We start from the raw sequence: 22,309 nt of genomic DNA, 5'->3' as shown, positions 1-22,309 counted from the left end.
ATGTATCGTGACGCGATATACCGCAGTTCGATACATTGACCGATCGAGGAGCGCATGACCGTCGAGACCCAGCCGAAGGACCTGCTCCCGCTCACGGAGCCGGTCTTCCACATCCTGCTGTCGCTCGCCGACGAGGAGCGGCACGGGTACGGCATCATGCGCGAGGTGCGCGAGCGCACCGAGGGATCCATCGTGCTCGCGCCGGGCACGCTCTACGGGGCGATCAAGCGGCTTCGCACGCTCGGGCTCATCGAGGAGGCGGCCACGCGGGTCGATCCCGAGCTCGACGACGAGCGTCGCAAGTACTACCGCATCACCGGCCTCGGCGAGCGCGTCGCGGCGGCAGAGGCCGCGCGCGTCGCGGCCCTGGCACGCCAGGCGGCCCTGAAGCGATTGCTCACGGGGTGGGGTGAGGCCTGATGTCCACGCCGGGCGTCGAGGGGCGGCTGTTCGGCGCCGCGATGCTGATGCTGCCCGGGGAGTTCCGCTCCGAGTACGGAGAGGAGATCCGGGTGCTCGCCCGCGACACCGTCCGCGAGGCGCAGTCGCAGGGCACCGCCTCCGCGCGGTCGGCGCGGACGCGGATCGTCGTCGACCTGCTGCTGGCGGCGATGCGGGAACACGCACGGAAGGAGTCCGTCATGCACTTCAACCTCGCCGGCCTCGGAGCCGGCATCGCGGCCGCGATCGGCCTGCCCATGATCGTGGCGAGCTACTCGAGCTACGGATTCTGGGGACTGGTCCGCCAGACCGGTGCGGTGGTCGGATTCGATTCGACCGACGTCGCCGTGCATCCGACGATCGTGCTCGTCGGCGCCCTGCTCACCGCGATCGGGTTGCTCGCGCTCGTGCATCGACTCTCCGCCGCCGCAGCGGCGACCGTGTCGAGGCTGCGCATCGCGGCCGCGGTCGGCAGCGCGATGGTCGGCCTCGGGGGCGTCTCGATGCTCAGCTACGCGCTGCCGACGGTCTCGCCGTGGCGCGGGGCGTTCGACCTCGTCGGCAGCATCCTGCTCGGTGCGGGGTTCCTCGCGATCCTCGGCGTCCTCATCGTCGCCGGCGTCATCGCCGTCCGTACGCGCGCCCTCGGTGCGCTCAGCTTCACGCCCCTCGCGGTCGTGGGCAGCCTCGTGCTCCTGCTGGGCGTCTCGCTCCTCGGCTTCGCGAGCGGCGTGCCGATGGAGGTGTTCCTCCGCGGACCCGCGATGGCGATCGCGGTGTGGCTCGTCCCCGTGACGTCGGTCCTGCTCGGCGCCGGGCTCGCGCTCACGCCCGCCCCGTCCGGAGCACGGACGCGGCAGCGCGAACCCCACCCCGCGTGATCCGGCCGCCGGTTCAGGCCCGGCGTCGCGAGCGGTGCGCCGCCATGGCCGCGCACAGCGCGCCGATCGCCAGGAACACCGTGCCGAGCAGCGCCCCGGTCACGCTCGGCCCGTCGTGGTCGACGAACATGAACGCCGGCTCGGCGGCGCCGGTCCCGCGCTGTACCCAGTAGCCGATCGACTGCACCCACGACAGGGTGCCGACCGCGAAGGCGGCGACCGCGCCGGCGATCCACCACGTGCGCCCGTTGCGTTCGTCCATCTCGACCACCTCCACTGCGGCTGATGCCGCGTCTCGGGTCCGGTCGCAGTGTATGACGCCCAGCGTTATATCGCAATGCGATATAGACGACGGATCGTGCGCCGCGGGCGGGCTCCGGCGCGCGCCGAAGCCCGGTGTCGGTCGACGGATGCCGCGTGCCGACCGACCCCGAACGGGCGCGATCGGCGCGCGGCATCCGCCTGCTCAGCAGGACAGCGACGGGTTGAACGGCGCGTACAGGCCGCTCGGGTTGTGCTTTCCCGTCCAGACGTGCAGGTCGTAGTGCACCGGCATCTCCGGGTCGTGGCCGGGCATCGGGCCGTCGAACGCGACCGTCCCGAACACCGGCGTCGGCTGGCCGACATCCGGCTCGAAGAACTCGACGCCCCAGAGCTCGAGGTCGCCCGAGGCCGACGGACCGTACATCAGCACCGGCGGGCGCGTCGGATCGACCGGCGCACCGGGTGCGATGAGCGCGGGGTTCACGAAGTGGATGCCCATCGCGCCGTCGGCGCTCGCCGAGCACTCGTGGGTGTCGACGTACCCCTCGGCGATGGCGACGTCGACGTCGTGGAAGCGTGCCGTGGCCGCGCGGACCTGCGCGACGAGCGCGGACTGGCTCGCGTGCTCGGGCCGGGCGGGATCGTCGGCGGGCGCAGCCTGCGCGGGCAGGGTCGGGACGGCGACGGCGAGCGCGACGAGCGTGCTGGCTGCCGCGATTCGGCGGACGGACATGGTGGTGTGCTCCTTCGATGCGGTGTCGGTGGTGATGGTGGTCGAGTCGCGGGCGGTGCGCGTCATCGGCGGTCGCCGATCGGGTGGGCGGCGGCGAAGACGCCGTCGGGATCGACGGTGCGGCGCACCTCCACGAGGCGGGCCCACGCGTCGGCCTCGAAGCCGGTCGCGACGTCGATCGCGCGGTCGGCGAAGTTCAGGAGGGTGCTCCCGTTCGTCCACGATTCGAGTGCCGCCACGACCGCGGTCGTGACCGATTCGCCGATCGACGCCATCTCGGGCGTCGGGGCGGGCGACAGCGCGAACAGGGCGTATGCGCCGTCGAGGCGTGACAGCGCTCCGACGCCCGGCCGCGCGAGCGCGCCGCCCAGGTGGCGCAGCTCGGCGCACATCAGCGGGAGCTCGACGCCCGGCCCGGCCACCTCGAGGAGCGCGTCGATCGCGGCATCCGGCAGCTCGGCGAGCATCGCGTGGTCGCTGACCCCCGGGACCGGGCCGGGCGGGTCCATGTGCACGTCCACGAGGCCGGCCGCCGGGATGCGCGCGAACGTGTCGACCTCGGGGGCGAGCGCCCGCAGCGGGGCGAGCAGCTCCGCCGCATGACCGTCGTCCTCGAGGATCGCGCCGTCGATGACGACGAGGCTCCGGCCGCTGAGGAACGGGGGCAGCTCCGGGTCGGGCGGGAAGCGCAGGAAGCGCAGGGAGGTCGTCGTCGAATCCGGGAGGTCGGCGGTCCAGCGCGCCCAGGCGCGGGTCACCTCCGGCGCACGGGTGAGGTCCCAGAGCAGCATGCCCGCGACGACGTCGGCCACCGGCACGAGGTCGATCTCGAGCGCGACGACCACGCCGAAGTTGCCGCCGCCGCCGCGAAGCGCCCAGAACAGGTCGGCGTGGTCGTCGGCGCTCGCGCGGACGATCGTGCCGTCGGCCGTCACGAGTTCGACGGCGCGCACGTGGGAGGACGCCAGCCCGTGCGCACGGCCGTAGAACGACAGGCCGCCGCCGAGCACGTAACCGGCCACGGCGACGTCTCCCGCACTTCCGTGCAGCGCGGCGAGCCCGTGGGGCGATGCCGCCGCGACGACGTCGCGCCACAGCGTTCCGCCGAGTACGCGGGCCGTGCGGGCGACGGGGTCGATGCGCACGCCGGTCAGCTCGTGCAGGCGCACGAGGACCACGTCGGCGAGCGAGCCGAAGGCGAGCGCCGCAGCTCCGTGGCCCGTGCTCTGCGGGGCGACGCGCAGCCCGAGCGCGGTCGCGGCGGTCACGACGCGTGCGACCTCGTCGGCCGAGCGCGGAACCGCGACGGCGGCGGGGCGCTGCACGACGGCCAGGTTCCAGGGGGTGGTCGCCGCCTCGAAGCCGGAATCGCCCGGCAGGAGCACGGTTCCGGCCTCGCGGAGCGTCGAGGTGTCGGTGAGCGAGGGGGTCATGTCAGTCCTTCGGTGTCTCGGGTACGGGTGTGGTGACGGCGACGTCGGCGGCGAGACGCACGAGCATGCCCGGCACGTCGTGGCGGTCGTCCGAGATCCAGGCGACGACGGGCGTCGTCGAGCCGGCGCCGAACCGCTCGAGCACGAGCTCGACCAGCTCCGACGCCGATCCCGGATCGGTCGCGTGGATGCGCACCTGGGTGACCGCCTCGACCCCCAGCCCGCGATCGGCGAGCGCCGACTCGAGTCGGAGGAGGGACAGGCACAGCTGCGCGGTCGCGTCGTCAGCGTGCAGCAGCGCGCCGCGGTCGTCGACGGACCCGGTCTCGATGGTCGTGGTGGTGGTCACGTCCGACATCGTGCGTGGGCGGACGCATTCCGCGGTATCCCGACCGAGCGGGGAATCCGGGCTCCCATCGAGGCGTCGCGACGCGATTCCCAGCGTTCTGGGATACCGGTGCTGCCGCGTCGAGGCGCATACTGAACCCGTGATTCCCCAGTTGACCGGCGCCCGCGTGCGGGGCGACGTCGACGTGCTCTCGCGCGCCGGGCTGGACCTCGAGGACTTCATCGGCGAGGCGACCGAGTCCGTGCGCCGTGCCGTGCCGTGGGTCGGCGCGTGCGTCGGCACCCACGATCCGGCGACGATGATGCTCACGAGTGCGCGCAAGTACGGTGCGTTGCAGGCGCACAACGAGCACGACCGGCTCTTCGGGATCATCGAGTACGGCTCCGACGAGCCGACGTCGTTCCGGTCGCTCGCGGTGGGCGATCGCCGGGCGATCGGCATGCACGCCACGCACGGCGATGCCATCGACCGTTCCGAGCGGATGACACGGCTCATGCGGCCCGTGTACGGATTCGCCGACGAGGCGCGGCTCGTCTTCCGCGACGGCGCGGCGGTCTGGGGGTGCCTCGCGATCTTCCGCGGGAGCGACGATCCGATGTTCGACGCCGCAGAGATCGAGTTCCTCGGCGCGCTCTCCGAGTCGTTCGCACGGGGCGTTCGCTCGGGCATCCTGACCCGCCTGGCCCACGACTCGGTGCCGGGCGGCGAGACCGGCGGCCCCGCGGTCGTGATCGTCGATGCGCGCGACCAGGTGTCGCAGATCAGCATCGGCGCGGAGGAGCGACTCGAGCAGCTGCGCGGCAGCGCGCACGGCGGCGACCCGCTGAGCCTCGTGACCTCGCTCGTCGGCGCCGCGCGTCGCACGCTCGGCTCACCCGACGCGCCGCCCGCCCGCGCGCGCGTGCGAACCGGCGCCGGCGTGTGGCTGCTGCTCCACGCCTCGCCGCTGCGCGGCGCCGACGGCGCCACGGGCGACGTGGTCGTGACGATCGAGGAGGCCAGGCCGCCCGAGATCGTGTCGCTCGTGGTCGCCGCATTCGGGCTCACGCCGCGGGAGCGCGACGTCACGCGGCTCGTGCTGCAGGGCGTCGAGACGAAGGAGATCGCCTCGACGCTGCACGTGTCGGCCTACACCGTGCAGGACCACCTGAAGTCGGTGTTCGACAAGGCGGGCGTGCGCAGCCGCCGCGAGCTCATCTCGCGCGTCTACTTCGACCAGTACGTGCCGCGCATGGGCGAGACCGTCGGCGCGACGGGGTGGTTCGCCGGCTGATCAGTCGTGCGGCGGGCGCTCGTCGCCGTGCGCGTCGCCGTGGTGCGGGTGGTCGCCGTCGAGGTGCGGCGGGCGGTCGAACACGTCGGGGTCGAGCACGAGCTCCTCGGCCTCCTCCTCGTCGGTGACGACATCCTCTCCGGCGGCTTCTGCCTTCTTCGCCTTGCGACGCTCGCTGAAGTAGTGCCACGCGGTGACGAGTGCCGTGCCGCCGACGGCGACGAGCAGGATCAGGTCGATGTACTCGCGCACGAGGAACGCGATCGGCGGGATGAAGCTGACGGCGTAGCCGAACATCGTCAGTCCGAAGCCCCAGAGCACTGCGCCGATGAAGTTGTACAGCGTGTAGCGGCCCCGGTTCATGTGGCCGACGCCCGCGGCGACCGGCGCGAAGGTGCGCACGATCGGCACGAAGCGGGCGAGGATGATCGTCAGCCCGCCGAACCGCTCGAAGAAGGCGTTCGTGCGCTCGACGTTCTTGACGCTGAAGAGCCCGCTCTCCTTGCGTTCGAACACCCTGGGGCCGCCGCGATGGCCGATCTCGTACCCGACCTCGCCGCCGACGAACGCCGAGAGCCCGATGAGCAGGGCCACGATCCAGACCGTGACGCCGAACACGCCGGCGGGCGGCACCAGCTCGGAGTTGGAGAGCAGGCCGGAGATGACGAGCAGCGTATCGCCCGGCAGCAGGAACCCGACGAGCAGGCCGGTCTCGGCGAAGACGATGAAGCAGACGACGAGCAGTGCCCACGGCCCTGCGCCCTGGATGATCGTCTCCGGGTCGAGCCACGGGATGAGCGCGGTGTGGATCACGGCGTGGTGCTCCTGTCGTCGGACCTGGCGGCGGCCGGTCCCGGTCGGCCGGGGTGTCCGTGCAGTCTACCGAGCGGATGCCTCGCGGCGATCGGGGCAGCCCCCGAATCCGCCGGGAGGACGACGTGCCGGTCGGCGGCCGCGCCGAGGCATCCGCTCGCCCCTCAGCCGACGCGCCGGAAGCGGGGGACGAGCCTGCCGTCGACCTCGACCTCCTCGGCGAACATGTCGGCCGGCCGCACCCAGGCGCTCCGATCGCCGTACAGCTGGCGGTAGACGACGACCCACTCCTCGGTCTCGCTGTGGCGGGCGAGGGCGAGGACCTCGTACCGGGCCCCCTTGCAGTGCTCGTAGGTGCCGGGGGAGATGGCCGGCGCTGTGTTCGGAGAGGTCACCGGCCCATCGTACGGATGGCCCGGGCAGGCGTGAGGCAGGTCGCGCTCACCGGGGCCGGTACTCGACCTCGGGTCGGCCCGGCGTGCCGTAGCGGTTCGCCCGCTCGACCGCGCCCGTGTCGGCGAGGTGCTCGAGGTAGCGGCGCGCCGTCACGCGCGAGAGCTCGAGTCGCGCGGCGAGCTCGGCCGCTGAGACGCCGGCGCCGGCCGGTGCCGCACGCACCGCCGCGCGGATCCGGTCGAGCGTCTCGCGGGTGAGGCCCTTCGGCAGGTCGGACCCCGATGAGACGCGCAGCGCCGCGAACGACGCATCGACCTCCTGCTGGTCGGTGACCCCCGCCGAACCGACCCGTGCCCGGTAGTCGCGGTATGCGCCGAGCTTCTCGGCGAACGCCGCGAACGCGAAGGGCTTGATGAGGTACTGCACGATGCCGAGCGACACCGCCGAGCGCACGACGGCGGCCTCGCGCACCGCCGTCACGGCGATCACGTCGATCTCGATGCCGGCGGCGCGGAGGGCCCGGCAGAGCTCGATGCCGGTCGTGTCCGGCAGGTTCACGTCGAGGAGGATGAGGTCGATGCCGGAGATCGACCCGTCGGGACGACGTGCATCGCGGAGCAGTCGCAGCGCCTCGGCGCCGGTGCCGGCGAGGCCCGCGACCTCGAAGCCCGCGACGCGGGTCGTGTAGGCGGCGTGCGCCTCGGCGGTGACCGGGTCGTCCTCGACGACGAGGACCCGGATCGGTGCGTCGGCCTCAGGCACCCGCGGCTCCCGGTGCACCGGGCCCGGCGGCTGCGACTGCGTCGCCCGGGAGCGGGAGGGTCACCTCGAACCGGGAACCGTCCACGCGGATGCGCCCGCCGAGGCGGTCGACGGACTGGCGCACGAGCGCGAGGCCGATGCCCCGTCCGTGGCGTCCGCCGACGGCGGCATCCGCCTTCCCCGTCACGCCGAGGTCGAACACCCGCGCACCGGTGGCCGGCCCCGCCCCGCTGTCGGCGACCGCGATCACGAGCCGTCCCTCGCCCGCCTCGATCGCGACGCAGACCTCGGGCGCGGCCGTCGTGCTCGCGGCGTCGAGCGCGTTGTCGATGAGGTTCCCGACGATCGTGATGGTCTCGCGTGGGTCGATCCCCGTCGCCGCGAGGCGGTCGGGGAGGTCGACCTCGAAGCGGATGCCGCGCTCGCCGGCCTGGGCCGCCTTGCCGAGCAGGAGCGCGAGCAGCACCGGCTCCTCGACCGCGGAGAGCAGGCGGTCGGCGAGCGCCTGGCTGAGCGCCAGCTCGTTCGACGCGAGCTCCACGGCGTCTTCCGGCCTGCCCAGCTCGATGAGCGCGATGACCGTGTGCAGCCGGTTCGCGAACTCGTGCGCCTGCGAGCGGAGCGCGTCGGAGAGCGTGGTCATGGTCGCGAGCTCGCCCGTCAGCTCCTGGAGCCGCGTGTGGTCGCGCAGGGTCGTCACCGTTCCGACGCGCCGTGCGTGCGGGTCGCCGGGGCGGGACCGGGAGACGACGACGTCGCGATCGACGACGAGCACGTGCGTCGGGGTGATCACGATCTCGTCCACGACGGCGTCCGGTCGTGCCAGCACCTCTGCCACCGCGGGCGCGAGGTCGAGCCCGTCGAGCGACGCGGGCGTCGTGCCGACGATCCCGCGGGGCAGCCCGAGCAGTTCCTGCGCGCGATCGTTCGCGAGCACGACGCGGTTGCGGTCGTCCTGCAGCACGAGACCCTCGCCGAGTGAGTGGAGCACGCCCTCGTAGTAGGCGAACATCCGGCTCATCTCCTCGGCGCCGCGACCCCAGGTGACGCGCCGGAGGTACCGGCTGAGCAGCCATGCGCCGAGCGCGCCGAGCGCGATCATGAACGCGGCGGCGAGCACCACGGTCGCGATCCGCGCGCCGAGCGCGACCTGGGTGTTCGACACCGTGATGCCCGCCGACACGAGTGCGACGACCTCGCCGGACGCATCCTCGATCGGGACGACCGAGCGCACGGATGGCCCGAGCGTTCCGGTGTACGTCTCGCTGAACGGCTCGCCGTCGAGCGCCCGGTCGATGCTGCCGAGGAACGCCTGCCCGATCTGCGACGGATCGGGGTGCGTGTAGCGCGTGCGGTCGGGCGCCATGATCGTGATGAAGTCGACCCCGGCCTCGCGCATGACGTCGAGCGCATAGGGCTGCAGCGCGGCCGTCGGATCGTCGGCGCGCACGGCGTCGACCACGAACGGGTCGTTCGCGATCGTCTGCGCGATCGCCATCGACTTCACGGCCGCGTCGCGCTCGACGTCGGCGCGAGCGTCGGCCCAGATGAGCGCGACGGCGATCGCCGCGAGCGCGACGATGACCGCCAGCTGCAGGGCGAAGAGCTTCGCGGCGATGCTCCATCCGCGCACCCATCGCACCATGTCCACCTCGCAGGCGTCGTCGTCCGCTCTCACGATACGTCGCGTCGGCGTGACTGCCGCCGGTCGCGGCGCGAACAGTATGAACACAAGCGCACGCCGCGCCATCCGCTCGAACATGCTGGCCCGACATCCCGACTCGTCGCACCCGGCGACGACCGACCACGGAAGGCAGGGACGGCAATGGCGCTCCAGTCTCGCATCGACGGCACCAGGCCTCGGAAGCGGATCGACCCCTCGCACTACCTCTACATCGCGGTGATCGTCGCCGTGCTCGCCGGCATCGCCGTGGGCCTGGCCGCCCCCGCGTTCGCGGTCGGCCTGAAGCCCATCGGCGACGCGTTCGTGCTGCTCATCAAGATGATGATCGCCCCGATCATCTTCTGCACCATCGTCCTCGGCGTCGGATCGATCGCCAAGGCCGCGACGGTCGGCAAGGTGGGCGGGCTCGCACTGCTGTACTTCATCGTCATGTCGACGTTCGCCCTCGGCATCGGCCTCGTCGTCGGCAACCTCATCCACCCGGGCGAGGGCCTGAACATCGCCGGCGCATCGTACGACGCCGGCGCGACCGAGGCGAAGACCACGCAGGAGTTCATCCTCGGCATCATCCCGACCTCGCTGCTGCCGTCGCTCGTCGACGGCAACATCCTGCAGGTGCTCTTCGTGGCGCTGCTCGTCGGCTTCGCGCTCCAGAAGATGGGGCCGAAGGGCACGCCCATCCTCGGCGCCATCCGCCAGATCCAGGCGCTCGTCTTCCGCATCCTCGCGATGATCATGTGGGTCGCCCCGATCGGCGCGTTCGGCGCGATCGCCGCGGTCGTCGGCAACACCGGCATCGCCGCGATCTTCGCGCTCGGCACCCTCATGGTGGCCTTCTACATCACCTGCGCACTGTTCATCGTGGTCGTGCTGGGATCGCTGCTCTGGGCGGTGGCGCGCGTCAACATCTTCCGCATGATGAAGTACCTCGGCCGCGAGTACCTGCTCATCGTCTCGACGTCGTCGAGCGAGGTCGTGCTGCCCCGCCTCATCGCGAAGATGGAGCACGCGGGCGTCTCGAAGCCGGTCGCGGGCATCACGATCCCCACGGGCTACTCGTTCAACCTCGACGGCACCGCGATCTACCTGACCATGGCGTCGCTGTTCATCGCGAGCGCCATGGGCACGCCGCTCTCGATCGGCGAGCAGGTCGGACTGCTGCTGTTCATGATGGTCGCCTCGAAGGGCGCCGCGGGCGTCACCGGTGCGGGCCTCGCGACGCTCGCCGGCGGCCTGCAGGCGCACCGACCCGACCTCGTCGACGGCGTGGGCGTCATCGTCGGCATCGACCGGTTCATGTCGGAGGCCCGTGCGCTCACGAACTTCACCGGCAACGCCGTCGCCACGCTCCTCGTCGGAACCTGGACCAGGGAGCTCGATCGCGAGCAGCTGGCCGGCGTGCTCTCGGGGGAGCGCCCGTTCGACGAGGCCACGATGAGCGTCGACGACCACCTCTCACCCGACGAGCGGGCCGAGGTCGACCGGGAGCAGCGGCCCTCGACCGAGGCGATCGCCGCGATCGTGGGCGAGCTCGAGGCCGAGAAGACCGGGGCGCGCCGGTGATGCCGGTCGGCCCGGAGCTGTCGGGCGTCGTCGAGGCGGGTCGCTCCGCGTCGGCGGCGCCCGCCGTCGCGCCCGTCGATCCGTCGGTCGCGCGTTCGTGGCTGCTCGTGCCGGGATCGGCCGACGGCCTCGGGCGCCGGATCGCGGCATCCGCTGCCGACGCCGTGGTGGTCGACCTGGAGGACGGCGTCGCCGCAGCCGACAAGCCGTCGGCCCGGGGCGCGCTCGCCGAGGCGGTGGGCTCCGGGCTGCGGCCGTGGGTGCGCATCGCCGACGTCGCGAGCGACCACTGGAGCGCGGATGTCGCGCTGCTGCGCGAGGCCGGCCCGGTCGCGGGCGTCGTGCTCGCGAAGGTCGAGTCGGATCGCGACGTGCGGGTGCTGCACGACGCCCTCGACGGTGCGCTGCCGCTCGTCGCCCTCGTCGAGAGCGCGAGGGGCATCGAGGCGGCCCTCGAGATCGCCGAGGCCCCCGGCGTCACCCGGCTCGCGTTCGGCAGCGGCGACTTCCGCCGCGACACGGGCGCCGCCGACGACCCGCTCGCACTGCTGTTCGCCCGATCGCGGCTCGTCAGCGCGAGCCGCGCGGCGGGCCTGCCCGGACCCGTCGACGGCCCCACGGTCGCGCGTGATCCGGCGACGCTCGCCGAAGCGTCGCGGCACGCGGCATCCGTCGGGATGACCGGCCGGTTGTGCCTGCGCGAGGAGCAGGTCGCCGTCGTGAACGCGTCGCTCAGCCCCTCGGCGGGCGAGCTCGCGTGGGCCCGCGACGTGCTCGAGACCCTCGAGCGCCACGGCATCCGGGACGGCAGCGACCTGCCGCGCATCGCCCGCGCGGAGGCGCTGCTCGGTGCGGCCGAGGTCTTCGGCCTCGACGCGGGCGATGCGGGTCGGCACCGGTCGGACTACGCCTGAGCGCTCGGGCGCGGCCTTGTGCGCCCGGGCGGAGTGCGGCAACGTCGTGCAAGGGAGGTGGGACATGCACGACACCGACGCATCGTGGCTCGCCGACGCCGTGATCTACGAGATCTACCCCCAGTCGTTCGCCGACTCCGACGGCGACGGCATCGGCGACCTACGGGGCGTGATCGACCACCTCGACCACCTCGAGTGGCTGGGCGTCGACGCCATCTGGTTCAACCCGTGTTTCGACTCGCCGTTCCGCGACGCCGGGTACGACGTCACCGACTACCTGCGCATCGCGTCGCGCTACGGCTCGAACGACGACATGGTCGAGCTCATCGCCGAGGCGCGACGCCGCGGCATCCGCGTGCTGCTCGACCTCGTCGCCGGCCACACGTCGGTCGACCACCCCTGGTTCGCCGCCTCGGCCGAGGACCCCGGCGACGATCGCTACATCTGGTCGGATCGGCCCGGTGACGGCTTCGTCGCCTCGCCGGGGGAGCGGCCGGGGTACTACCTCAAGAACTTCTTCCCCGAGCAGCCGGCGCTGAACTTCGGCTATGCGCGGCAGCATCCCGACGAACCGTGGCGGCAGCCGCCCGATGCGCCGGGGCCCCGTGCCAACCGGGCCGCGCTGCGCGAGATCATCGGCTTCTGGCTCGATCGCGGCGTGGCGGGATTCCGGGTCGACATGGCGTTCTCGCTCGTCAAGGACGACGCCGACCTCGCCGAGACCACCGCGCTGTGGCGCGAGATCGGCGCGTGGATGCGTGCCGAGCACCCGGGTGCCGTCCTGCTCCCCGAGAGCGACGAGGGCCGGACGGCGGATGCCGGACAGCGCGGCGCCTTCGACGCCGACTTCGCGCTCGTCATCCATCCGGAGCACAGCGCGCTGTTCAACGACGGGACGACCGGGATCCTGCCCTGGCAGGCGCATCCGGAGCCCTGCTACTTCAGCGCGGATGTCGACGAGGCCGACGGGACCGCTGCGCTCGGGCGGTTCCTCAGCCTGTGGCGGCATCGGAGCGACCTCGTCGGCGAGGATCGGCTCCTGGTCCTCCCGAGCGCCGACCACGACTTCACCCGGCTGGCGACCGAACCACGAAGCGGCGAGCAGCTGGCCGTGGCGTTCACCTTCCTCATGACCTGGGGGAGCATCCCGTCGATCTACTACGGCGACGAGATCGGCATGCGCAATCTCCCCGACGCCCCGACGACCGAGGGCAGTCGATGGAACCCCGGCTACGACCGGGCCGGCTGCCGCACGCCGATGCAGTGGGACGACTCGCTCGCGAACGCCGGGTTCTCGGTGGCGCCCGCCGACCGCCTCTACCTGCCCCTGGACCTCGCCCCGGCCCGACCCACCGTCGCCGCGCAGCGCGACGATCCCGACTCGCTGCTTCAGCACGTGCGACGGCTGGTCCGGCTCCGGCGCGAGTCACCGGTGCTCGGCACCTCCGGGTCGCGGACGGTCGTGGCAGCCGGGTACCCCTTCGCCTACCTCCGCGGCGACGACCACCTGGTGGTCCTCAATCCGAGGCGCGCGCCCGTGCAGCTGCAGTTGGACGTGATGGAAGGCCGTTCGGCGCGGGTGCTCCTCGGCAGCGGCGTCTCGGTCGAGGGAGCGGCCCTCGCCGTCGAGGGCGTCGGTCACGCCGTGGTCGCACTCGACGCCTGAATCGTCCCGCGCGTCAATCCCCTTCTCCGGTCGCGGCATCCGGCCGAGACTTGGCGCGTGGTGACGGCGCTCTGGTTCGGGCTGGTGGCCTCGAGCGCGCTCGTGGTCGGCGCGGTCGTCGGTGCGCGGGTCCGCCTGCCGAAGCGCGTGCTCGCGATCCTGCTGTCGTTCGCCGCGGGCGCACTCATCACCGCGCTCGCGTTCGAGTTGTTCGAGGACGCGTACGAGCGCGGCGGGATCGTCAGGGCGGCGCTCGGCCTGCTCGTCGGCGCGATCGTGTTCGCGGTCCTCAGCGCGCTGCTCGACCGCTGGGCGCAGCCGGGGCCGCAGGCGCGGCCCGCGGCCGAGGTCGAGGGGAGTGTCAAGCTCGACACGGATGCCGCGGCCTCCGATCGACCGGCCTCCACCGCGACGACCCGCGGCGCGGCCGGACTCGCGCTGCTCGCCGCGGTGACCCTCGACGGCGTGCCCGAGAACCTCGCACTCGGCGTCTCACTCGGCGAGGCCGGGACCGGCGGGCTCGCCCTCCTGGCGGCGATCTTCGTCTCGAACCTGCCCGAGTCGCTCGTGGGCGCATCGTCGATGCGCAGCCAGGGACGATCGACCCGGAGCATCGTGCTCCTGTGGAGCGCGTGCGCCGCGCTGCTCGTGCTCGCGGTCGTCATCGGGGCGGGCCCGCTCGCGAACACCGACCCCGAGACGATCTCGCTGCCGCTCGCGTTCGCCGCCGGCGCGGTGATCGCCTCGCTCGCCGACACGATCATGCCCGAGGCGTACGAGCACGGCGGCCCGGCGGTGGCGCTCGGCACGGCCGCGGGATTCGTGCTCTCGTTCGTGCTGTCGCTCGTGTGAGGCGACGCCGGGTCGGGGTCGAGGCGCATCGCGAGCGGTCGAGTCGAGCACCTGAGTCGCCGCCGATCGAGAGCTGAAGCCCCGTCGGGCGAACCGCGGTTGCTTCGATGACCTACGCGCCCCTGCCCACGCTCTCAGGGAGAATCAACTCTCCCGTGCCGGTACGCCGAATGCCGGACTGAGCGCGGGCGCTGAGTCGTCCACGCCTCGTAGCCCGACGGCTCGAGTGCGGAAGGAGGGACTTGAACCCTCACGCCCGAAGGCACAGGAACCTAAATCCTGCGTGTCTGCCGATTCCACCACTCCCGCGAGTGCCCGTTCAGTCTAGGCGGCGGCGAGGTGCCGGCCCGGCACGGGGCTCGGCAGCGCGGAGGCATCCGCCCCTTGTCGGCGCCGCCGCATCTCGGCAAGACTGCCGCCCATGGGGGCAACGGATGACACGACCACGCGTCGCGACGTCATGGTGATCTTCGGCATCACCGGCGACCTCGCACAAGTGAAGACCTTCCACTCGCTGTACCGACTCGAGGAGCGGGGGCTGCTCGACTGCCCGATCGTCGGCGTCGCGTTCGAGGACTGGACGAAGGACCGGCTCGCGCAGCGCGCTCGCGAGAGCATCACCACGGAGGAGGGCGACCTCGACGAGGCGGTGTTCCAACGACTCATGGACCGCATGTCGTATGCGCACGGCGACTTCGGGAAGCCCGAGACGTACGACGGCGTGAAGCAGGCGATGGGTGGGGCGGAGCATCCGCTCTTCTACCTCGAGGTGCCGCCGAACCTGTTCGCGACCGTCGTGAAGGGCGTGGCCGGCGCGGGGCTCGCGACGAACGCGCGATTCGTGATCGAGAAGCCGTTCGGGCACGACCTCGCCTCGGCGAAGGCGCTCGCCGACGAGCTGCACTCGGTCGTCGCCGAGTCGCAGCTGCTGCGCGTCGACCACTACCTCGGCAAGGTGGGGCTCGAGGAGATCCCGTTCCTGCGCTTCGCGAACACCCTCCTCGCACCGGCGTGGAACCACGAGCACATCGACCACGTGCAGGTCTCGATGACCGAGGCGTTCGGCGTCGACGACCGAGGGCACTTCTACGACCCGGTCGGCGCGCTCCGCGACGTCGTCGTGAACCACCTGCTGCAGGTCGTCGTCGCCGTCGCGATGGAGGCGCCCGAGCCCGGCGACCGTGCGTCGATCGGCGAGCGGCGGACCGAGCTGCTCAGACAGGTCGCGCCGGCGGATCCGGCCCGGTACGTCCGCGGGCAGTACGACGGCTATCGCGACGTCGACGGGGTGGCGGCCGACTCGACGACCGAGACGTTCGCGGCGCTCGAGCTGCGCATCGACACCCCGCGGTGGTCGGGCGTGCCGTTCTTCATCCGCACCGGCAAGAAGCTGCGCGAGACCGAGACGGAGGTGCGCATCGTGTTCCGCGAGGCGCCGTCGCTGGGGTTCGGGCTGCGCGGGGAGCATCCCCCGTCGAACGAGCTGGTCGTGCGGCTCGGCCCGACCTTCGGCGTCCGCGTCGCGCTCGCGGCGCAACGCGTGGGTACCGCCGACCCCGAGCTGGCGGAACTCGACGTCGGGTTCGCGGCATCGCCGGGGGAGGCGCCGACGCCGTACGAGGTGCTGTTCGAGGCCGCGCTCGCCGGCGGCGGCATGCGGTTCGCCAGCCAGGGGACGATCGACGCGGAGTGGCGCGTCATCCAGCCGCTGCTCGACGCGCCGCCCGAGGTGCAGCCCTACGAGCCGGGCACGTGGGGGCCGGCGGCCGCCGACGCGCTCGTCGAGGGGCGGGGCGGATGGCGCGAGCCCTGGCTCGACGGGTGAGGCGGACCGGCCGGCGAACCGGCCCGGCCGCGGGGCTCGGCCCGGCCGCGGGGCTCGGCCCGGCCGCGGGGCTCGGCCCGGCCGACGACCTCAGCCCGCCGCCGCGACGTCGTCGCCCGCGAACCGCTGGACCAGCTGGGCCTTGCGTCGGATCGCCTGCTCGTCGGTCGGCAGGTCCCAGATCGTGACGTGATCGTCGGGCCCGACCGTCTCGACACCCGTCGAGGTGACGATCTCGATCTCGTCGTGCTCGATGCCGAACAGGTCGGCGCCGGTACGGGCGCCCCAGCGCACGATCGTCCCGATCGGCTCGCCGTCGGACCTCGCGAGGACGTGGCCGACGTGCTGCGGCCCGAGGCTCTTCGCCGACACCCGACGCAGCGGTCGGGGTTCGCCGCCCGTGGGGTTCGGCCAGCAGACCTTGCACGATCGCACGCCGGAGAGGTCGCGCGCGGCCTGCCGCGTGATCAGGTCCGGCAGCGGGAGCCGGTAGTCCGGGTCCGAGGCGAGGCGCCGCCGGTGCGGCTCGGTCCACCGCGAGGGACGATCCAGGTGCGACTCGATCGAGGCGCACTCGAGGCGGTGCAGCATCTGCTCGCGCGCCGAGCCGCGGGTCAGGGCGAACTCGGCGCCCGAGGCGAAGCCGCGCCGGAGCTCCGCCACCTCCTCGGCGACGATGCGCGCGACGAGGTCATCGACCGCCTCGCTCCGGTACACCGTGTCGTCGCCGGTGCGGGCGGCGTCGACCTCCGGGGTGCGTGCAGGTTCGGGTCCGGTCATTCGCGTTCGCTCCGTTCTCGTCGCCCCCGCGGCCGTGTCTCTCGGCCGACAGTAGTCAGGAAGGCGCCTCGTGCGCGCGGCGACGCGCGGGCGTGTCGGGGCGGTGGCACCCGAACGCGGGGGTCCGCGCCGCGCCGGCCCGCGGCATCCGCCCGGCCCGGCCGGGAGTGCGGTTGACTGGAGCCATGGCGCATCGGCAGCGTGGACGACGGGCGGACTCGACGTGAGCGGGGGTGCCGGCGGCGGATTCAGGCCCGGGCGGGGCGTCCCGGGCGACGCGGAGCCGACGCGGCGGCCGTCGCTCGCCGCGATCATCGGCATCGCGCTCGCCGTGTTCGCGTTCCTCCTGCCCTCGTGGTGGGCGCTGCCGGTCGCGGCGATCGCGATCGTGCTCGGGGTGGTCGGACGCCGGCAGTTCCGCGCCGACCCGATCACCGGGCCGGGGTGGCTGTCGCTCACGGCGATCATCCTCGGAGCGTTCGTGCTCCTGGGGCAGATCGCGATCCTCGCCACCGCCCTCGTGTCGGCGCCGGTCTGAGCCGGCGACGCCCCGTACGGGGGACAGTCCGACGCCCGACCGCGTCGATAGGGTGGCGGAACACGACCAGCGACGACGACGCGGACCCGGAGAGGAGGCCTCCGTGGCCCAGCTCGGCTCGATCCTCGTGATCTCCGACGACGCCCGCGCGATCGCGGACCTCAGCGGCATCCTCGAGGAGGACCGCTACACCGTCCTCACGGCCGAGGGAGATCCGGGGCAGGCGCACGCCGCCCTGACGCACGGCCCCGACCTGATCGTGCTCGACGCAGGCCTGCGGCGCGCCGACCCGTTCGCGCTCGCCGCCGAGTTGCACGGCGCCGACGAGACCCACGACCTGCCGGTGATCTTCATGGCCGCCGACGCCGACGTCGAGACCCGCGTGCGCGGGCTCGAGGCGGGCGACGACCTCATCGGGATCCCGTTCGACGCCCGCGAGGTGCTCGCCCGCATCGAACGCCAGGTCACGGTGTCGAAGGTGCGCATGGCGCTGCGGGAGTCCGAGGCGAAGTTCCGCTCCGTCATGGAGTCGGCGATCGACGCGATCATCTCCGCCGACGCCGGGGGCGTCATCCGGAGCTGGAACAGCGCGGCCACCGCGCTGTTCGGCCACACCGAGGCCGAGGCGATCGGCCGGCCGCTCGAGCTCGTGATCCCGGAGCGGTTCCGCGAGCTGCACCGCACGGGCATCCACCGCGTGAGCACGGGCGGCGAGACCCACGTCATCGGCTCGACCGTCGAGCTCGCCGCCATCCGCAACGACGGGTCGGAGTTCCCGATCGAGCTGTCGCTCGCGACCTGGTTCCTCGACGAGGACCGCTACTACACGGGCATCATCCGCGACATCAGCGAGCGCAAGCAGGCGGAGCAGAAGTTCCGCTCGGTGACCGAGTCGGCGATCGACGCGATCATCTCGGCCGACCACACCGGCCGCATCATGTCGTGGAACTCGGCGGCGACCCGGATCCTCGGCTACGAGGAGGACGAGGCGGTCGGGCAGCAGCTCGAACTCGTGATCCCGCCCGAGTTCCAGGAGCTGCACCGTGCGGGCATGAAGCGGTACACCGAGACCGGCGAGGCCCACGTCATCGGCACCACGGTCGAGCTCTCGGCGATCACGAAGTCCGGCGCGCAGATCCCGATCGAGCTGTCACTGTCGACGTGGACCGTGCACGAGGACCGCTACTACACGGGCATCATCCGCGACATCGGCGAGCGCAAGGCCGCCGAGGAGGCGCTCCGCCAGAGCGAGCAGCAGCTCCGCGAGCGGACCGACGAGCTCCGCGGCAAGAACTCGGCGCTCGAGGAGACCCTCGCGCAGATCGGCCAGATGCAGGACCAGCTGATCCTGCAGGAGAAGATGGCCTCGCTCGGCAAGCTGAGCGCCGGCATGGCGCACGAGCTGAACAACCCGGCATCCGCGGCCCAGCGTGGCGCGTCGCAGGCGATGGCCGTGTTCGCCAAGCTGCAGGAGGCGCAGCTCCAGCTCGGACGCCTCGGCCTGTACGGGTCGAAGATGGAGCAGCTCCGCGAGCTCGATCGGATGGCCGTCGAGCGCGCCGACCAGCCGATCGAGCTCGGCGCGCTCGAGCGCAGCGATCGCGAGGCCGAGGTCGAGGACTGGCTCGACGAGCACGACGTCGACGACGGCGGCGAGCTCGCCCCCGCGCTGGTGAGCCTCGGGCTCGACGTCGACGACCTCGCCGGGCTCGCGGCGACCTTCGCGGGCGACGAGGCCTCGGTCGTCGTCGAGTGGCTCGGCCTGAAGTTCCTCATCTACACGCTGCTCTCGGAGGTCGCGGTCGGCACGACGCGGATCGTCGACCTCGTGAAGGCGCTGAAGACCTACACGTACATGGACCAGACCCCCGTCCAGGACGTCGACGTGCGCCGCGGCCTCGACAACACGCTGATCATCCTGCACAACAAGCTCAAGGGCGGCGTGCACGTGGTCCGCGAGTACGACGCCGACCTCCCGGCGATCCAGGCGTACGCGAGCGAGCTGAACCAGGTGTGGACGAACCTCATCGACAACGCCATCGACGCCATGCACGGCGTCGGCACGCTGACGGTCCGCGCCCGGCGCGACGACGACGTGGTCGAGGTGCAGATCGAGGACGACGGCCCCGGCATCCCGCCCGAGAACATGGTCGTGCTCTTCGACCCGTTCTTCACCACCAAGCCGGTGGGCGAGGGCACGGGGCTCGGCCTGCCGATCTCGCGGAACATCGTGGTGAAGAAGCACCACGGCGACATGACGGTCGAGTCGGTCCCGGGCCGGACGTGCTTCACGGTGCGCCTTCCGATCGACTCGACGCCCGGCGACGCCACGCCGGGCGACGACGGAGAGGGCTGACCCGTGGCCAAGCCGGTGATCATGACGGTCGACGACGAGCCGCAGGTGCTCAACGCGATCGCGCGCGACCTCCAGGCGCGCTACCGCTCCGACTACCGCGTCGTGAAGGCGGCGTCGGGGCAGGAGGGGCTCGACGCCGTGGGGGAGTACCTGAAGCGCGGCACCCCCGTGGCGCTCTTCATCGTGGACCAGCGGATGCCGGGCATGACCGGCACCGAGTTCCTCGAGCAGGCGCTGAAGCTCGTCCCCGACGCCAAGCGCGTGCTGCTCACCGCCTACGCCGATACGAACGCGGCGATCACCTCGATCAACGCGCTCGACCTCGACTACTACCTGCTGAAGCCGTGGGACCCGCCGGAAGAGCGGCTCTACCCGGTGATCGACGACCTGCTCGACGACTGGCGCGCGAGCGCGCCGCCGGTGTACGAGGGCATCCGCGTCGCGGGCGCCCTGTGGTCGCCGACGACGCACGCCGTGAAGGACTTCCTCGCGCGCAGCCAGATCCCGTACCAGTGGCTCGACATCGAGAAGAACGAGGGGGCGCGAGAGCTGGTCGAGGCGTCGACGAGCGGCACGCGCAAGCTGCCCGTCGTCTTCCTACCGGATGGCACGACGCTGTTCTGCCCCGACCTGCACGAGCTGGCCGAGCGCATCGGCCTGCGGGCGCCCGCCCAGCAGCCGTTCTACGACCTCGTGGTCGTCGGCGCCGGACCCGCCGGGCTCGCCGCCGCGGTCTACGGCGCCTCGGAGGGGCTGCGCACCGCGGTCGTCGAGCGCGAGGTGCCCGGCGGACAGGCCGGCACGAGCTCGCGCATCGAGAACTACCTCGGCTTCCCGAACGGAATCAGCGGCGCCGACCTCGCCCGGCGTGCGGTGACGCAGGCCAAGCGACTCGGCGCCGAGATCCTGAGCCCGCAGTCGGTGACCGGCATCCGCCTGGAGGACTCGTACAAGATCGTCACGCTCGACGACGGCACCGAGCTGCGCTGCCGCGCACTCGTGCTCGCGACCGGGGTGTCGGCGCGCACGCTCGACGTGCCCGGCGAGGAGCGGCTGCTCGGGGCATCCGTCTACTACGGCGCGGCCGCGTCGGAGGCGGTGGCGTACAGCGGATGCCGCGTGGCCGTCGTCGGCGGCGCGAACTCGGCCGGGCAGGGCGCGATGTTCCTGTCGCGGTACGCGGCCGAGGTCACGATCCTGGTCCGCGGCGACGGCCTGGAGTCGTCGATGTCGCGCTACCTCATCGACCAGATCGAGGCGGCGCCCAACATCACGGTGCGCCCGCACTCGCGGGTCGTCGCGCTCGCCGGCGAGGAGCGCCTCGAGTCGGTCACGGTCAGCGACATGGCGACCGGCGGCGAGGAGGAGCTGCCCGCCGACGCGATGTTCGTCTTCATCGGGGCGGTACCCGGCACGGGGCTCGTGCGCGGCCTCGTCGAGCTCGACGACCACGGGTTCGTGCTCACCGGGCAGGACCTCGTGCGCGACGGCAGGCGCCCACGCGGGTGGATGCCGCAGCGCGACCCGTTCCTGCAGGAGGCGAGCGTGCCGGGCATCTTCGCCGCCGGCGACGTGCGGCACGACGTGATGCGGCGCGTCGCGTCGGCGGTCGGGCAGGGCTCGGTCGCGGTGAGCCTCGTGCACAAGTACCTCGAGACGGTCTGAGGCGGGGCGGGGCAGCGGCGTCCTCGCGGCTGCTCGAGGTCGGCTGCGGACCGTGGGGTTCGCAGGATGACGCGGAGCACGCGACCCCACCGCCGGGCGTGACGCGGCTCATCCTGCGTACTCCACCACCTCGCCGGCCATCGCGCCATGATGGTCGCATGGCGACCGACCCGGTGGCGGAGGCGGCCGACGCGCTCTACGCGCTCGTGCCCGAGGAGTTCACCGCGGCGCGCAACGCCCGCGCGGCGGATGCGCGCAGTGCGCGCGAGCCGGCGCTGGCGAAGGCGATCGGCGCGCTCCGTCGCCCCTCGCCCTCGGCGTGGATCGTGAACCGGCTCGCGCGCGACGAGCCCGATCGCCTGGGCGACCTCGTCGGCCTCGGCGGCGAACTCGCCGACGCGCAGGCCGCCGGCGACGGGCGGGCGCTCGGCGCCCTGATCGCCGAGCGGCGCGAGCTCATCGGCGACCTCATGCGGCTCGCGGTGTCACTGGCGGATGCCGCCGACCGCTCGCCGTCGCGCACCGTGCTCGACGAGGTGGAGCAGACCCTGGTCGCCGCGAGCGTCTCCGCCGAGGCGGGCGCCGCCGTCGCGAGCGGCCGGCTCGTGCGCGCACTGCGCGCGGTCGGCGTGGACGTCGACGTCGCGGGTGCGGTCGGCGGTGGCGAAACCGGCCCGCCGCGCCGGCTCGGGCGACGCCTGTCCGAGCGGGCCGACGGGCGAGCGGATGCCGCCTCCCGCGACACCTCGCGCACGGACCGGGCCGACCGGGCCGCCGAGGCGGCGCGCCGGGAACGCGAGCGCCTCGAGGAGGCCCTGCGACAGGCGCGCGAGCGCGCCGACGACGACGAGCACGCGCTCGCCGAGGCATCCGCCCGCCTCGATCGCGCCGTGCGCCGATTCGACGACCTCGAGACCGAGCGCGACGAACTCGAGCGACGCCTCTCCGAGGTGCGCGACGAACTCCGCCCGGCCGAGCGCGAGGTGCGCATCGCGACGCGTGCCCGCGACGCGGCGGCCGCCGAGGCCGCGAGTTCGGCGCGCGCGCGTGACGAGGCGCAGGCCGCGCGCGACGACCTCGTCCGTTGAGCCGATCCGAGGCGCGGCGCCGCGCCGATCGGA

General features: G+C 72.7%; 21 protein-coding genes and 1 tRNA gene. 12 read left to right on the top strand and 10 right to left on the bottom strand.

The window, feature by feature from the left end:
• The first annotated feature begins 54 nt into the window (after nucleotides 1-54).
• Together GJR97_RS16720 and GJR97_RS16715 are read left to right on the top strand one after the other, a co-directional pair.
• Nucleotides 55-420, top strand: coding sequence for a PadR family transcriptional regulator (locus GJR97_RS16720; protein WP_154347896.1), 366 nt, complete (start codon nucleotides 55-57; stop codon nucleotides 418-420).
• Entirely contained in the window at nucleotides 420-1,322 is a 903-nt protein-coding gene (locus GJR97_RS16715) for a hypothetical protein (protein WP_154347895.1), read from the top strand. The genes GJR97_RS16720 and GJR97_RS16715 overlap by 1 nt, the downstream gene beginning before the upstream one ends.
• 13 nt (nucleotides 1,323-1,335) lie before the next feature.
• Here GJR97_RS16715 and GJR97_RS16710 read toward each other — a convergent pair whose 3' ends face one another.
• From GJR97_RS16710 to GJR97_RS16695, 4 genes are all read right to left on the bottom strand, one after another.
• Entirely contained in the window at nucleotides 1,336-1,584 is a 249-nt protein-coding gene (locus GJR97_RS16710) for a hypothetical protein (protein WP_154347894.1), read from the bottom strand.
• A gap of 204 nt (nucleotides 1,585-1,788) precedes the next feature.
• A complete protein-coding gene (locus GJR97_RS16705; protein ID WP_154347893.1) occupies nucleotides 1,789-2,385 on the bottom strand; it encodes a hypothetical protein in 597 nt (198 codons plus the stop codon).
• Entirely contained in the window at nucleotides 2,382-3,752 is a 1,371-nt protein-coding gene (locus GJR97_RS16700) for an FAD-binding oxidoreductase (RefSeq protein WP_154347892.1), read from the bottom strand. Before GJR97_RS16700 ends, GJR97_RS16705 begins: the two co-directional genes overlap by 4 nt.
• Before the next feature lies 1 nt (nucleotide 3,753).
• Nucleotides 3,754-4,101 carry a RidA family protein gene (locus GJR97_RS16695; protein ID WP_154347891.1) on the bottom strand — a complete coding sequence of 116 codons (348 nt, stop codon included), beginning with the start codon at nucleotides 4,099-4,101 and terminating at the stop codon, nucleotides 3,754-3,756.
• 139 nt (nucleotides 4,102-4,240) lie between these two features.
• Here GJR97_RS16695 and GJR97_RS18870 point away from each other — a divergent pair, with 139 nt between their 5' ends.
• Nucleotides 4,241-5,374, top strand: a complete 1,134-nt coding sequence (locus GJR97_RS18870; protein ID WP_324613625.1) for a helix-turn-helix transcriptional regulator — start codon at nucleotides 4,241-4,243, stop codon at nucleotides 5,372-5,374.
• Here GJR97_RS18870 and GJR97_RS16685 read toward each other — a convergent pair whose 3' ends face one another.
• From GJR97_RS16685 to GJR97_RS16670, 4 genes are all read right to left on the bottom strand, one after another.
• Nucleotides 5,375-6,187 carry a DedA family protein gene (locus GJR97_RS16685; protein ID WP_407643608.1) on the bottom strand — a complete coding sequence of 271 codons (813 nt, stop codon included), beginning with the start codon at nucleotides 6,185-6,187 and terminating at the stop codon, nucleotides 5,375-5,377.
• A gap of 164 nt (nucleotides 6,188-6,351) precedes the next feature.
• Nucleotides 6,352-6,582, bottom strand: a complete 231-nt coding sequence (locus GJR97_RS16680) for a DUF1653 domain-containing protein (RefSeq protein ID WP_324613624.1) — start codon at nucleotides 6,580-6,582, stop codon at nucleotides 6,352-6,354.
• Nucleotides 6,583-6,628: 46 nt separating this feature from the next.
• Entirely contained in the window at nucleotides 6,629-7,345 is a 717-nt protein-coding gene (locus tag GJR97_RS16675; RefSeq protein WP_324613623.1) for a response regulator, read from the bottom strand.
• Nucleotides 7,338-9,023, bottom strand: coding sequence for an ATP-binding protein (locus tag GJR97_RS16670; protein ID WP_195760750.1), 1,686 nt, complete (start codon nucleotides 9,021-9,023; stop codon nucleotides 7,338-7,340). Before GJR97_RS16670 ends, GJR97_RS16675 begins: the two co-directional genes overlap by 8 nt.
• A gap of 147 nt (nucleotides 9,024-9,170) precedes the next feature.
• Here GJR97_RS16670 and GJR97_RS16665 point away from each other — a divergent pair, with 147 nt between their 5' ends.
• The 4 genes from GJR97_RS16665 to GJR97_RS16650 all read left to right on the top strand — a co-directional run bounded on the left by GJR97_RS16665 (nucleotide 9,171) and on the right by GJR97_RS16650 (nucleotide 14,024).
• Complete coding sequence (locus tag GJR97_RS16665) at nucleotides 9,171-10,592, top strand: cation:dicarboxylate symporter family transporter (protein WP_154347887.1); 1,422 nt, start codon at nucleotides 9,171-9,173, stop codon at nucleotides 10,590-10,592.
• Nucleotides 10,592-11,506 carry an HpcH/HpaI aldolase/citrate lyase family protein gene (locus GJR97_RS16660; RefSeq protein ID WP_154347886.1) on the top strand — a complete coding sequence of 305 codons (915 nt, stop codon included), beginning with the start codon at nucleotides 10,592-10,594 and terminating at the stop codon, nucleotides 11,504-11,506. Before GJR97_RS16665 ends, GJR97_RS16660 begins: the two co-directional genes overlap by 1 nt.
• A 64-nt stretch (nucleotides 11,507-11,570) precedes the next feature.
• Complete coding sequence (locus GJR97_RS16655) at nucleotides 11,571-13,172, top strand: alpha-amylase family glycosyl hydrolase (protein ID WP_154347885.1); 1,602 nt, start codon at nucleotides 11,571-11,573, stop codon at nucleotides 13,170-13,172.
• Nucleotides 13,173-13,229: 57 nt separating this feature from the next.
• Nucleotides 13,230-14,024: a ZIP family metal transporter gene (locus GJR97_RS16650; RefSeq protein WP_324613622.1), complete on the top strand. Its 795-nt coding sequence runs from the start codon at nucleotides 13,230-13,232 to the stop codon at nucleotides 14,022-14,024.
• A 227-nt stretch (nucleotides 14,025-14,251) separates the two neighbouring features.
• Here GJR97_RS16650 and GJR97_RS16645 read toward each other — a convergent pair.
• A tRNA-Leu gene (locus tag GJR97_RS16645) sits at nucleotides 14,252-14,333 on the bottom strand.
• Between the two features lie 112 nt (nucleotides 14,334-14,445).
• On the opposite strand from GJR97_RS16645, the gene zwf reads away from it, so the two are divergent.
• A complete protein-coding gene (zwf, locus tag GJR97_RS16640) occupies nucleotides 14,446-15,849 on the top strand; it encodes a glucose-6-phosphate dehydrogenase (RefSeq protein ID WP_154347884.1) in 1,404 nt (467 codons plus the stop codon).
• 90 nt (nucleotides 15,850-15,939) lie between these two features.
• Here zwf and GJR97_RS16635 read toward each other — a convergent pair whose 3' ends face one another.
• On the bottom strand, nucleotides 15,940-16,629 hold the full coding sequence (locus GJR97_RS16635; RefSeq protein ID WP_154347883.1) for a hypothetical protein: 690 nt from the start codon (nucleotides 16,627-16,629) through the stop codon (nucleotides 15,940-15,942).
• A gap of 223 nt (nucleotides 16,630-16,852) precedes the next feature.
• On the opposite strand from GJR97_RS16635, the gene GJR97_RS16630 reads away from it, so the two are divergent.
• The 4 genes from GJR97_RS16630 (at nucleotide 16,853) to GJR97_RS16615 (ending at nucleotide 22,276) form a co-directional block, all read left to right on the top strand.
• On the top strand, nucleotides 16,853-17,167 hold the full coding sequence (locus tag GJR97_RS16630) for a hypothetical protein (RefSeq protein WP_154347882.1): 315 nt from the start codon (nucleotides 16,853-16,855) through the stop codon (nucleotides 17,165-17,167).
• Between the two features lie 103 nt (nucleotides 17,168-17,270).
• Nucleotides 17,271-19,523, top strand: a complete 2,253-nt coding sequence (locus tag GJR97_RS16625; protein WP_154347881.1) for a PAS domain S-box protein — start codon at nucleotides 17,271-17,273, stop codon at nucleotides 19,521-19,523.
• A 3-nt stretch (nucleotides 19,524-19,526) separates the two neighbouring features.
• Complete coding sequence (locus GJR97_RS16620) at nucleotides 19,527-21,188, top strand: FAD-dependent oxidoreductase (RefSeq protein ID WP_324613621.1); 1,662 nt, start codon at nucleotides 19,527-19,529, stop codon at nucleotides 21,186-21,188.
• Between the two features lie 158 nt (nucleotides 21,189-21,346).
• Nucleotides 21,347-22,276, top strand: coding sequence for a coiled-coil domain-containing protein (locus GJR97_RS16615; RefSeq protein ID WP_154347880.1), 930 nt, complete (start codon nucleotides 21,347-21,349; stop codon nucleotides 22,274-22,276).
• The last annotated feature ends 33 nt before the right edge of the window (nucleotides 22,277-22,309 follow it).

Origin of the sequence: Agromyces kandeliae (assembly GCF_009674665.1) — a bacterium.
Classification (GTDB): domain Bacteria; phylum Actinomycetota; class Actinomycetes; order Actinomycetales; family Microbacteriaceae; genus Agromyces; species Agromyces kandeliae.
The sequence above is the reverse complement of the archived record's forward strand: the minus strand, read 5'-3'. Positions and strand labels throughout refer to the sequence as shown.